This is a genomic window from Vulcanococcus sp. Clear-D1 (assembly GCF_014654725.1).
Classification (GTDB): Bacteria; Cyanobacteriota; Cyanobacteriia; order PCC-6307; family Cyanobiaceae; genus Vulcanococcus.
Genome location: NZ_JACVZV010000008.1, coordinates 1 through 10,300 on the forward strand (window position 1 = coordinate 1; position 10,300 = coordinate 10,300).

General features: G+C 61.9%; 14 protein-coding genes. 8 read left to right on the top strand and 6 right to left on the bottom strand.

Annotation, left to right across the window (positions count from 1 at the left end; all coding sequences use genetic code 11):
- The 3 genes from H9532_RS02910 to H9532_RS02920 all read right to left on the bottom strand — a co-directional run.
- On the bottom strand, window positions 1-417 hold a 417-nt coding region (locus H9532_RS02910), incomplete at its 3' end, for a leucine zipper domain-containing protein (protein WP_296365659.1).
- A gap of 48 nt (window positions 418-465) precedes the next feature.
- Window positions 466-1,014: a hypothetical protein gene (locus tag H9532_RS02915; protein ID WP_296365661.1), complete on the bottom strand. Its 549-nt coding sequence runs from the start codon at window positions 1,012-1,014 to the stop codon at window positions 466-468.
- A gap of 741 nt (window positions 1,015-1,755) precedes the next feature.
- Window positions 1,756-2,079, bottom strand: coding sequence for a hypothetical protein (locus tag H9532_RS02920; protein WP_296365664.1), 324 nt, complete (start codon window positions 2,077-2,079; stop codon window positions 1,756-1,758).
- 222 nt (window positions 2,080-2,301) lie between these two features.
- Between H9532_RS02920 and H9532_RS02925 the strand changes: the two genes are divergently transcribed.
- Together H9532_RS02925 and H9532_RS02930 are read left to right on the top strand one after the other, a co-directional pair.
- Entirely contained in the window at window positions 2,302-2,580 is a 279-nt protein-coding gene (locus H9532_RS02925; RefSeq protein ID WP_296365666.1) for a galactose oxidase, read from the top strand.
- A 3-nt stretch (window positions 2,581-2,583) separates the two neighbouring features.
- Window positions 2,584-2,877, top strand: a complete 294-nt coding sequence (locus H9532_RS02930; RefSeq protein ID WP_296365668.1) for a DUF1651 domain-containing protein — start codon at window positions 2,584-2,586, stop codon at window positions 2,875-2,877.
- A gap of 433 nt (window positions 2,878-3,310) precedes the next feature.
- Here the strand turns inward: H9532_RS02930 and H9532_RS02935 are convergent, their stop codons facing one another.
- Entirely contained in the window at window positions 3,311-3,469 is a 159-nt protein-coding gene (locus H9532_RS02935) for a hypothetical protein (protein ID WP_296365670.1), read from the bottom strand.
- Between the two features lie 108 nt (window positions 3,470-3,577).
- On the opposite strand from H9532_RS02935, the gene H9532_RS02940 reads away from it, so the two are divergent.
- Window positions 3,578-3,715 (top strand): hypothetical protein, encoded by a 138-nt coding sequence (locus H9532_RS02940; protein ID WP_296365673.1) that lies wholly within the window; start codon window positions 3,578-3,580, stop codon window positions 3,713-3,715.
- 3 nt (window positions 3,716-3,718) lie between these two features.
- Here the strand turns inward: H9532_RS02940 and H9532_RS02945 are convergent, their stop codons facing one another.
- A complete protein-coding gene (locus tag H9532_RS02945) occupies window positions 3,719-5,299 on the bottom strand; it encodes an iron uptake porin (RefSeq protein WP_296365675.1) in 1,581 nt (526 codons plus the stop codon).
- Window positions 5,300-5,569: 270 nt separating this feature from the next.
- Here H9532_RS02945 and H9532_RS02950 point away from each other — a divergent pair, with 270 nt between their 5' ends.
- Both H9532_RS02950 and H9532_RS02955 read left to right on the top strand, forming a co-directional pair.
- Window positions 5,570-6,463 (top strand): imelysin family protein, encoded by an 894-nt coding sequence (locus tag H9532_RS02950; protein ID WP_296365677.1) that lies wholly within the window; start codon window positions 5,570-5,572, stop codon window positions 6,461-6,463.
- A gap of 110 nt (window positions 6,464-6,573) precedes the next feature.
- On the top strand, window positions 6,574-7,893 hold the full coding sequence (locus H9532_RS02955; protein WP_296365680.1) for a di-heme oxidoredictase family protein: 1,320 nt from the start codon (window positions 6,574-6,576) through the stop codon (window positions 7,891-7,893).
- 143 nt (window positions 7,894-8,036) lie between these two features.
- Here the strand turns inward: H9532_RS02955 and H9532_RS02960 are convergent, their stop codons facing one another.
- The gene (locus H9532_RS02960; RefSeq protein ID WP_296365682.1) at window positions 8,037-8,417 is read right to left on the bottom strand and encodes a MerR family transcriptional regulator; all 381 of its coding nucleotides are present in this window, start codon (window positions 8,415-8,417) and stop codon (window positions 8,037-8,039) included.
- Window positions 8,418-8,670: 253 nt separating this feature from the next.
- On the opposite strand from H9532_RS02960, the gene H9532_RS02965 reads away from it, so the two are divergent.
- The 3 genes from H9532_RS02965 to H9532_RS02975 all read left to right on the top strand — a co-directional run bounded on the left by H9532_RS02965 (window position 8,671) and on the right by H9532_RS02975 (window position 10,196).
- Entirely contained in the window at window positions 8,671-8,808 is a 138-nt protein-coding gene (locus H9532_RS02965) for a hypothetical protein (RefSeq protein ID WP_296365689.1), read from the top strand.
- Between the two features lie 8 nt (window positions 8,809-8,816).
- Complete coding sequence (locus H9532_RS02970; RefSeq protein ID WP_296365684.1) at window positions 8,817-9,221, top strand: hypothetical protein; 405 nt, start codon at window positions 8,817-8,819, stop codon at window positions 9,219-9,221.
- A 363-nt stretch (window positions 9,222-9,584) separates the two neighbouring features.
- Window positions 9,585-10,196, top strand: a complete 612-nt coding sequence (locus tag H9532_RS02975) for a hypothetical protein (protein ID WP_296365686.1) — start codon at window positions 9,585-9,587, stop codon at window positions 10,194-10,196.
- Window positions 10,197-10,300 lie beyond the last annotated feature (104 nt).

A 10,300-nucleotide genomic window follows, 5' to 3' on the forward strand; every position in this document is an offset into this window, starting at 1 on the left:
CCGCTGCTGGCAGTCACATGAATCTCGCGGCTGAGATGTGTCGGTCAACCAGGGTTTGGGCTCGAGATTCCGCAACCGCCCGAGTCCAAGGCGGTTAAGCACCCTGGCCACGGTGGAAAAGGGAGCCGCCAGCAGCCGGGCGATGTGGCGCAGGTGCAGGCGTTGATGCCTGAGCTCCACGGCACGTTGCAGGTGCTGCGGATCAAGCGTCCACCTCTGGGTGCGGCGAACACTGCGTCGATCCACCAGTGCAGCTGCCCCACCTGAGCGGTAGCGGGCCAGCCACTTGTAGGCACAGCGGAGGCTGATCCCTGCTTCTGCAGCCAGTTCAGCCAGGGAGCGGTGGTGGTTCAGGTGTTGAGAAACCAATCGCAGCCGGCCTCGCTGCGTCAGGCGAGCGTTGGCGTGTGTATGCATGGGGCGTGAGGTCTCGGTTGGGCGGTGACACCTCAACCGGTAGCGACCTCACACCTCATTGGCTACTGAACAACCTGCTGAGACAGAACACTTAGCGACCTCAACAATGAGCTCGTGCCACATAGCCGAAGTTGAACGGTATTGATCCGCTGCAATTGGCGTAGTCAAAGGGATCCAGGCATGGATCGATTTACCACCCGTCTCCAACAGCGTGAACCGAATCCCGTAGCGCTGTTCCACCGCCGCGTAAACCTGCCGCTGCAACTCATGGCTATCCGGCAGGTCGATTTCAGCGCGCAGGGCATTCAGATGCGTAATTTGATTCTTTTTTGAGCCGCCATAAGCAGCTATGAAACCTAGCTGACGACCATCGCGTAGCTCGGCACCCAACCTACTGGCTACCTCTTCATAAATGCTGTTGCTCCATACAACAGGCTGAGCACCACCCCCTTGGTTCCTCGACCGCCAGCGGAGGTGCCGACTGCCATTTCCACCATAAAAGGTCACCACCACTGGATCGGAAGGAGAAAAACCTGCAGCTTTCTCCAGAAAAAGAGGGACAGAATGCAATGACTTTTCTGTCGCACCTTGCAACACGAATCAACCCACGTCTGCTCTCCTTAAGACTAACGAGTTAGCAGTCGGCGGATCTTCGGCCACAGCAATACAACCCATACCTGCTTACCCGAGGGAGGATCAGGGTCTAGGATTCATCTGGAGATTCGTAATTCCACGACTCCAGCTAGCCGTTACAGGCATTCATTCCCATCCCCTTCCAACGACTAGCCCCTCTAATCCTGTCGCCCCGATCCATTCCAGCAGAAAGGCTCTCGGCGATTCTCAGGGCCCTTTTTTGTGGCCGTTTTTGGGCCATTGTGCGCAAGATGTGCACAAAACCTGCGAAAACGGGCCCGATTCAGCCCCGAATCCGGCCCTAATCAGAGGAGGTTGGACAGGGGTCGACAGGGCCGACCTGGGTAGCCACCAGTGCATCCGGATCCAAGCGATCGGATGCACGATCAGCCCCATGGGGGCACACCTGCATCCCGCCTATGGAATCGACCCGTCACTGCTCCTGGGCCACCGGAAGGGAAGCTCGCGACCAGCTGCCCAGCTTGTTCCAAGCCGGGCAGCACTGGCGGCGAAAGTTCCCCAGCCCGAACTCACCCGTTCAGTACCACCTGGATCACTGCCAGAACGCCATGAGCGAAGCCACAGCTCTCTCTGCCCACCTACTGGAGCCCAGCGTCAAGAGCGCACGCAGCCAACAAAAAACGCACCGGGCGAAACCGGTGCGTCAACGGCTGGCCTGAAAACACTGGGAAGGGGTGTGAACCCTCAGACCTCCTCCTCCCAGAGCCCCATGCGCTCGAGCCAGGCATCGGACTGCTCAAAGCTCCAGCCGTGATCCGCCTCTAGAACATCGGCGATGGCGAACATCAGATCGAACGCACGGCCGTCGTAGCCGCCGCGGCTGATGGCACTGCGCTGCAAAGCATTGACGAGTTGGAGCAGTTCGAGCTCCGCCAGCCAGTCACCCTGCTCAAAGGCTGCAAAGGCGTGGTCAAGCCCAAAGGGCCCGAGCTCGGTGGTCGAGCAGGTCTGAGGTCGCGGCAGCGAAGAACGCAGCCAGGAGAAGAAGCGCTGAATCGAAGTGAGCAAAGGGCATGGGGAAAGGCCCCAAAGGGTTCCGACAGGCCTTGCGCTCCGCAGCAGATCTGAGCCATGACCGAGGAGTCGTGGATTGCCAAGGATCCACGGGCTCAAAAGCCCCGGGTGCCCATGGCCCGGGGCTCCTTTGCAGGCGAATCTGGAGCCAATCAGCAAGCCCCTCCACAACCCAACTCATTCCTGCTAGTACAGGCGTACGCATGGAGAGGGTTGATGGCTGCGTCTCGAATCCGGTCCACCGCGGTGGCTGCAAGCAGTGACTGCGAAGCCTGGCCGTATCTGGACGAGGGCGTGCTGCGCCCCAGCCGCAGCCGCAAGGTCTGCATGACCTGCCACTGGTTTAGGCACCACGCCGGAGCTGAGTGCATCCCGGTGCTCACCTGCCAGCTCCACCGCGGCCAAATCGCCCAGGGCGAGCACCTGATCCGCCGCTGCCAGGGCTGGACGGATGACATGGTTCGCCAACGGGGCTGGGCGCCGGAGGTGGGCTGAGGGGTGTTCGTTCAGAAGGGTCAGAAGATCCCGTCAGCTCCGGCTGAGGGCTGGCTCAGTGATGGCCGCAGGGTGCTGCACTTCAAGCCGGTGATCTGGGACCGCTGGCAACGGGAGCTGGAGATCACCAGTGGTGAGTGGTTGAGCGATCAAGCCGCGCCGTTGCTGAAACGCCGCCAGTGGCTCAGCCGCGAGAAGGCCGTTGCGCTCTGGCGCCAACCCCGCTCAGAGGGCTGGACACCCTGCGGTCCGCAATGGCAGCCACCCCAACCGCCGCGGATGGTGCTCTGGCGTTGAGAACCGAGGCCAAACAACCCACACTGCTCCCGCTCAGCCCTCCAGGCAATGCGTGTAAATCCCGATTGCCCAGCGCAAGCGGCGGGGCGATTCTGTGTGCATCAACCAAGGAGGCGCCCGGATGGACGACACGCCACCGCGCTACCAGCCGGAAGCACGCTGACTGCAGGCCCCTGCTCCAACAGTCTTCACCCAACCGTGGGCAGGTCGTTCAGCCGGGCAAGAGGAAGGTCCTCAACCTGTGCGCCTGACTGATCGACACTCCGTTTGCACCGCCTTAGGTGCCCTAGGAGATCAAAACAGCCCACACCTGGAACGTTCGGCCCCAGGCGCCAACGCCAGCAGCTTCGACCATCTACAGCCATTGGAATGTTGATTGGTTCAGGACCCTCGGGCACTGCTCGGGGGTTTTTGATTGCCTGGCCGTTTTTGCTTAGAGCTGTTCGCCTGGCTCCGGTTTCACCAGCACCAGCCTGCAACCGGGATAGAGCTCCTGCCCAGCTTCCAGTGCTTCTTCCTTGCTGTTGGCCTCGATCTGCACGGTGGTGGTGGCGTCAGCTGTCTCGATCATGAGTTCGTAGAGCAGTCCCATGGCGCCGGGGCATCTGATTCCGTCGTAGCAAGGCCTGGAGAAACTTGTGGATGCAGGGCCATTGGTGCAGCAAAAAGCCCCGGGCCGTCACCCAGGGCTCTTGATGACGTGCGCTGCGTTGTATGGGGCGTCAGCTTCTGCTCGCCCTCACCTCCCCGAACGCTGCAACGATGCAGCGAGGGCGTGCATGCGATGGGCGATCTGTGGATGCCCTGCGCCGAGCATCCAGCCGCACATCGGCACTGAACGTCAGAACTTGAAGCTGGTTTTGATCAGGCCCCCCAGCTGGTTGAAGCTCCGGCCATCGGGGGTATCACCCCCCAGCGGCCGGCTCAGATAGAACAGCGCCGGGGTCACGGCGATGTGGTCCGTCACCTGGACCTCGTACCACCACTCCCAGGCGTAGTTGCCATCGCGAGGTGTGTCGCCGCCCTTGAGGCTGGTGGCGAAGGTGGGCTGACCTACGGCCATGCCGAGGGCGTTGCCTTTGCTGAAGGCGTCGTCCCACTGCAGGCCCACACTCCACGACTGGCTGGTGCTCACCAGGCCCCGTTCGTTGTTGGTGTCGTAGTTGGTGGAGTTGATGCCCCAGCCGGCACTGATCGAGGGGATCCAGCCGCTTTCGGACGGTTGCCAGTAGGCGCTCAGGCCCACGGCTGAGGTGTCACCCGGTACGGCGAAGCTGTCGAGGGCGAAGTTGGTGGCGTAGACGATCAGGTCGTTGGCGTTCTGGATGTAGGAGTAGATGGCGGCGATGCCCCATTGCTCCGCGGTGTAGCCGATCTGCACGGTGCCGGTGCCGCCGGCCCCATCGGTGGCGATGCCACCTTCATTTGGATTGCCCACGTCACCATTGGCGGCCACATAGTTGGCGCTGACGGCGAAGCCGTTCTTCTGCCACCAGACACCGGCACCGGCGCCGAGGTTCTTGTTGTAGGCAGCTGGGGCACCACCGAGGGTGAGCACGTCCAGCACGGTTTCAGCCGGGTAGACACTCGGCCAGATGGCGAGCATGTCCTCCTGGCCCACCACGCCCCCGAGGGTGAAGGTGAAGTCGCCGATGGGGAACTGATAGAAGAGGCGATCGATGGCGATCACATCGCCGCCATCGGCATTGCCCAGGTCTTCCTGGAAGGCCACCTCCAGCTGCGAGAGGTTGCTGGGGCCTGCGCCACCGAAGCTGCTGTCGGCGAAGTTGCCCGCCCGCAGGTTGGTGCGCAGCAAGTCGTTGCCGGTGAAGCTGGTGTCGAACGTGAGCTGCACGTCGTAGTTGAACGTGGTGGCGCCGTAGTCGCGCTTGGCGGCATCCACCAGGCGGCTGGCACTGCCGCCGAAGGCGTTGGCACCGAGCACGAAGGTGGCCAGACCGCTCAGCTTGGTGGTGGTGGAGAACTGGGTGGCTTCCAGCTCAGCAACCTTGGCCTCCAGGCCATCCACGCGGCCCTTCAGCACGGCGAGTTCCTTTTCGAACTCCTTCATCAGGCGCTTCAGCTCGTCGGTCACTTCGGTGATCCGGTCGAGGCAAGCGTTCAGCAGGGCGGCCGCTTCATAGCGGGTCATCGCACGGCTGCCGCGGTAGGTGCCGTTGGGGTAGCCGGCCACACAGCCGTAGCGCTCGATCAGGTTGCTCAGTGCTTGATAAGCCCAGTCGGTGGGCTGCACGTCGGAGAACTGGGTGATCGACGTCACCTGGTCGGCGCTTGAGCCGTACTGGCTGACGCCAGCGATGTTGAGATCAGCGGCGGAAGCAGGCCGGTTGGCGTCAACAGCCAATGGAGCCATCAAGCCAAGGGCAGCAGGCGCCAGAAGAAGCTTCTGGAACAGGTTCATGGTCCTCACACCAATTGAGGGGGCGGAGCCAGAGGGCACCACAGCGGTTTGAATGATAATGATTCCCGCTGGGACGCCGGTCCGGAGTCTGGTGGACCTTATGGGGGCCGCGGTCACGGCGCCGTGTCCAGGGTGAGCCAAGGCTGTGCTTTTTCGTACGCGCGTGAGTTCCGAACCTGCGCTGGTGGCAAAAGGCACAGCCCGCGGTTGCTTTTGGGGCCCTTGGAGGCCCCGCTACTGGCAACACTGCAGCCAGATCTCAGAAGCCTGATGCGTTCTGTCCGTCGCCTGGCGCCAGCCGCCCTCAGCTTCACCCTGCTGTTGGCGGCCTGTCAGCCGTCGAATCAGGCCGGGGCTTCCAGCCCGCAACAGGTGGCGGATGCGTTCGTGAGCCAGGTGGTGCTGCCCAACTATCAACGGTTCGTTGCGGACAGTGAACGCTTGTCTGCTGCCTTGGACTCACTCGCCGCCGCCCCTGGCACCGAGCAGCTCGAGGCTGCCCGCAAAGCGTGGCAACAGGTGCGCAAAACCTGGGAAACCGGCGAATCCTGGGCTTTCGGTCCGGCTGAGAGCGGCGGTTTTGACGGCAATCTCGACGACTGGCCGGTGAATGAGAAGGATCTGCGCAGCGCCCTGGCATCAGGTGCACTCACTCCGGAGCTGTTTGCCAAGCTCACCACCACGGCCAAGGGATTCCACGGCATCGAGGCCGTGCTCTATGGCACGCAGGGAAGTCGCCCTGAAGCGAGTCAGCTCAGTGCCGCGCAGCTCACCTACCTGCGCCAGGCAGGTGCTGATCTAGCGACCAACGCCAAGGGATTGGCCGCCGCCTGGGATGGACCCAAGGGCTTCGGCGCTGCGTTCAAAGCCAAACCAGAAGAAGCGGTGGCGGAAATCCTGCAGGGCATGGTGGGCACCCTCGAGGAAGTGGCCGACGAAAAGTTGGGTGCCCCCCTGGACAGCCGCAAGAAGAGCGATCTCGAGAGCTTTTACAGCGACAACACCCGTGCCGACATCGTGGCCAACCTAGCTGGTGTGAGCGAAGCGCTGCAGCGGTCCGGTCTGATCCAGCTGCTTCAGAGTCGAGACGCCCAACTCGGCAGCTCATTGCAAAGGCCCTGGATGAGGCCCAGGCCGGGGCACGCTCATTGCCAGCGCAGTTGAACACGGCCATCACCGACCCGGCTGGACGCCAACAGATCGAGGCGGTGATGGCGGGCACCGATCGCACGGTCACACTGCTGAAACAGGCCGCCGAGAAGCTCTCCTGATCCATGCCGCTGCCGCCCATCGCTCGCTGGTTCCGTCAACGTCTGGTTCTGGTTGGTCTTGGCTTGTTGTTGGTGGTGGGTGTGGCAGCCCTTGGAGTGCGCGAGCGCCCGGATCCTCAGCAAGCCGCGGGCGCGATGACCGTGGCCAACCGCACATCGGCATCGTTTGAACAGCCGGCCGGCGGACTCACGGCCGCTGAGCAGGCTCGCCACGACGCTGCGGATCTGGTGTTCGATCGCACCCATGTGCCCCTCATCGGTCATGCGGGATCTGGTCTGGGGCCGCAGTTCGTTGCTCAATCCTGCGTCGCCTGTCATGTGCGCAATGGCCGTGGTCGCGCCATCACGGATGAGGCCCTGGTGAGGGTGGTCGAGGCTGCGGGTTTCGGTCCCCAGATCCAGGACAAGGCGGTTCTCGGGGCCGAGCCGGAAGCCAGCGTGATGGTGCAGTGGCGACCCGTTCGCCGCGGAGCGACCTGGTTGCGGGCGCCCGATGTGGCCGTGATCAGCCCGGATGGTGAACCGTTATCCGCATCGATGTCGCGATCCCTGCGCGTGGCCCCGCCGCTGCTGGGCCTTGGCTTACTGGAGGCCGTGCCCAAGAGCACGATCACGGCCCTGGCCGATCCCGATGACGCCAACGGCGATGGCATCTCCGGCCGTGTTCACTGGCTCTCTGACGCCGATGGCCAGCGCCGCCTGGGGCGCTTCGGCTGGAAGGCGATCTCAGCCAGTGTTCGCGATCAATCGGCCGACGCCTACCAGCAGGACATGGGGCTGACCACGCCTGCCTCCCCCTCCAACAATCTCGATCGCGCAGGACAACCAGCGGATATCAGCAACCAGGAGCTCGATCTGGTCACCTACTACAGCCAGACCCTGGGTGCACCGCGTACGGCCATGCCTGCCAGCAGTGCTGTTGTGCGGAACGGTCAGCGGCTGTTCGAGGACCTGAACTGCGCCGCCTGCCATGTGCCAGCCCTGGAGACCGGATCAAAATCGGATGTTGTGGTGCAAGCCATCCGCGATCAGACGATTTGGCCTTATACGGATCTTCTGCTGCACGACATGGGTTCGGGCCTCGATGACGGCGTGGCGGAGCAGGGGGCAAGCAGCGGCGAGTGGCGCACGGCGCCTCTCTGGGGCCTTGGCCTCACCCAGAAGATCAACCCGCAAGCCACCTTCCTGCATGACGGCCGTGCTCGCAGTGTGGAAGAGGCCATCCTCTGGCATGGCGGAGAAGCCGAGGCAAGCCGTCAGGCGTTCCTCGCCTTGGCTAAGCCACAACGCCAGGCGTTGCTGCGATGGCTGCAGCAACTCTGATGGCTGGGAAGGCAGAAGCTTGGACTAAACCGTGGCAGCCGACATCGGAAATGCTTTGAACAACGAGCGATGTTCAGTAGGGTTTTGAGGGCTTCCTTTGCTCAATGAGAGTGAGATGTTAGATGCTGAAACTGGTCGAAACTTCACCCTTTCTTGACGCCGCCGCACTCCTGCCAGGAGCTCAACAATTGAGCGAGTTCGGCTTTCATCGACACCAGCTCCGTCAGTCGCTCATCAATCGATTGAATGCGGGTCTGAATGCTGCTTTTCAAAGCGCTGCAGTTGCAATGGCCTGATCGCCGCACATCGAGAATGCGTTTCAGCTCCGGTAGGGGCACATCCATAGCCCGCAGGGCCCGGATCAGGCTCAATTCCGCCACCACAGTGGGATCGAAGAGTCGATAACCGCCCTGAGAACGGCTGCTGGCGTGGATCAATCCTTCATCGCTGTAGAAGCGCACGGTCTTCACCGACAGACCCGCGGCTTGGGCCACCTGTCCGATCCGCAGAGCCGGAGCCTCCATGCAACAACCCTCCAGAAACGGGAATCTCCCATCAGCTTAGGAAGCCCAGCGTGTGACGATCTGACCACTTAAGACTCCGCTGGCTCCTGCGCACTGGAGAGTTGGACTAGCTTGCGGTTCTGCTGTCTTCGCAATGTCCATGCCACCACGTCCTGGTGTCAAAAGGCTTCCACATCTCTTCAGTCTGATCGCTATCGCCTCAGGCATTCAGCTGTTGGGAGTCGCCCAGGCGAACACCGGTGGGGTGCCGGCCATGTATGCCACCAAGGCAGAAGCCGAGGCCGCCGCGAAGAAGCACTTCAACTGCACTGGTGCCCATCAGATGGGCCATCAATGGATGCCCTGTGCCACCCACGGGCAATCCAACGGACAGCCTCAACACAACCACTGAGTTTGAGCATGAGCAGTTGCGGTGAACCGCCCAAACTGATCGCCGTCGGCATTGCTCCGCTGGGCATCGTTTCGATTGGCGTCGTGCCGATGGGCGTGGTGAGCATCGGCGTGGTGCCCATGGGTGTGTTCAGCCTTGGTGTCGTGGGCATGGGCGTAGTCAATGCCTGCGTCGTCGGCATGGGCGTCGTCGTCGCCGGCCTGAGCTCCATGGGGATCTGGTCGTTCAGTCCGGGGCATGGACAACACCACCACAGCAGCGGCGCCGCTCAGGAGCAGCTGATGGCTTACCCCAGCAAACAGGTGGCATTGAAGAAAGCGCGCGAACTCGGCTGCGAAGGCGTGCACGCCATGGGCGATCTCTGGATGCCCTGCTCAGAACATCCCAGCCCACCGTCCTCCCATCACCACTGAGACCATGAACGTCATCCGCAACATCAGCCTGGCTCTTCTCGTCGGCTTGGTGGCGACTGCTTCGCCAACCCTGGCCTGCGGTGGTGGCGGTTCAGGCAGCTATCGCAAGCCCGCCCGTCCTGGTACGCAGCATCACAGCCCTACAGCGCCAACCTCCCAACAAGGATCAACAGCACCACAAAACGCACCTCAGTAGCGCCGGTTGGTCGATGCCATTGCACGCTCCTGGATAACGCTGATCCGACGCGAAACGACCGCCCCAGTACGAGTGACCGGGGCTCACATCATTTTGTATTGGATTCCGCATGATGCATTAAGTCTCCATTAGGGCACCTATGATGGAGACTCAACTCACCTTGGCTCATGCGCAATCTCACGTTCATGCCCGTTCAGTCCTCCTCGAGGCATGCTGACCACGACCACGGAGACGACAACGGACACGATCACCGCGGTGCGCGACTTGAGCAAGCGAACCCAGTCGGCACTCGCTTCAACGACATTCTGATCGGCGTTGAAGCAGCAGACGTCGTGATCGGGCTAGGCGGGAGCGATGTTCTGCGTGGCCTGGGTGGCGATGACACTCTGATCGGTGTCAACGCTGCCGGCAAAAAACCTGGCCGCAGTGAAGTGGATGCGCTCTATGGAGGCATTGGTGCCGACACCTTCGTGTTGGGCGATTTCGATGGCGGCGTCTACTACCTGGACAAAGGGAATAAGGGCGGCGGCAAGAAGAGCTATGCCGGCATTCAAGACTTTGAAGATGGCGACAAAATCACCCTTCGCTGCTACGAGATGGGCGAATACGAGCTTGACAAGAACTACCGCGTTGGCAATGTCATCGCAACTGCTATTTATTACAACAAGGATGGTCAAGCGGGGATCAGCCGGGGAGACGATCTGGTTGCCGTTGTTCAAGGCACTGGAGCCGCCGCTCTCGATCTGATGAATAACAATCAGTTCAACTGGATTGTCTGAGGACAGGCCAGGGCACCTTCGGGCGCCCTGGCAGCTGTGGGCCTGATTGACCGGCGAGCTTCCGATCAGAACCGGAAGCTCGTTTTCACCAGGCCACCGAATTG